Source organism: Heyndrickxia coagulans DSM 1 = ATCC 7050, from assembly GCF_000290615.1.
Lineage (GTDB): Bacteria > Bacillota > Bacilli > Bacillales > Bacillaceae_C > Weizmannia > Weizmannia coagulans.
Genome location: NZ_ALAS01000216.1, coordinates 1 through 1,060 on the forward strand (window position 1 = coordinate 1; position 1,060 = coordinate 1,060).

The 1,060-nt window shown below is 46.8% G+C and carries 2 protein-coding genes; both read left to right on the forward strand.

The window, feature by feature from the left end:
• Window positions 1-113 precede the first annotated feature (113 nt).
• Window positions 114-458: a YuzD family protein gene (locus IC21_RS11990; protein ID WP_013860123.1), complete on the forward strand. Its 345-nt coding sequence runs from the start codon at window positions 114-116 to the stop codon at window positions 456-458.
• Between the two features lie 146 nt (window positions 459-604).
• On the forward strand, window positions 605-967 hold the full coding sequence (locus IC21_RS11995; RefSeq protein ID WP_013860122.1) for a HesB/IscA family protein: 363 nt from the start codon (window positions 605-607) through the stop codon (window positions 965-967).
• Window positions 968-1,060: the final 93 nt, after the last annotated feature.

A 1,060-nucleotide genomic window follows, 5' to 3' on the forward strand; every position in this document is an offset into this window, starting at 1 on the left:
TTTTCGCTTGTGTTACCCATATCAGGACACATCCCTTCGTTAATATTATATTTCACTAAAGGGTGTCCATGAAACTATACTAGCATCAAATCCACGGAAGAGGTGCGGGTTTGATGGAGAAAAAAGTGGCGATTCAAGTTTACGGGGCGGAGCAAATATGCGCAAGCTGCGTCGGCGCGCCGTCTTCTAAAGATACATTCGAATGGCTAAAAGCAGCGCTTTCGCGGAAATACTCGGGCCAGCCGTTTGACATGCAGTATATCGATATTTTTGCACCCGGTGATGATCCGGAAATCCGTTCTTTTGCGCAAAAAGTGCTGGATGAAGATCTTTTTTATCCGGTTGTTGTCATTGAAGGCGAACTGGTGGCAGAAGGCAATCCACGGTTAAAGAAAATTTATGCGGCCATGGAACAACACGGGTTTATCCCGGAAAATACGCTTGCAGCAAATGAGTGAAAAAAGGGGATGGGGAAATTGATCCGTTTTTATGGCAGTGTTTTTGCCTGGATGTTTCCCAATTTTTCACTTTTTGCCCTAAAGAATACGCAATCATTGTTTTGCACGGTGTAAATGGTTATAATCAAGGAAAGGAGGTTCGGATCATGAGTGAAGTGATTCATCTTACAGAAGCAGCTGCGTTTCAAATTAAAGACATGATGGAGCAAAACGATGAGCAGGACGCATATTTTCGTGTGTCTGTAAACGGCGGGGGCTGCAGCGGCCTATCGTACGGCCTGTCGCTTGACCACGAAATCAAAGAAGGCGATGCTGTCGGCGAACAGCACGGCATCCGGATTCTCGTCGACCATGAGAGCGCCCCGATTTTAACCGGCACGGTCATCGATTATAAGCAGTCGCTTTTAGGGGGCGGATTCACGATCGATAATCCGAATGCGATTGTCACCTGCGGCTGCGGCTCCTCATTTAAAACCAAAACAAAAGCCGGCACACCGGAAAAATGCTGAAGCATTTAACGGCTTTCCGAAAGAAGTCTCCCATCCTCAAGGAATGTGAAGGTGCGAATCGCACCAATGAGTAGGTGGGAGATGAATTTCGGT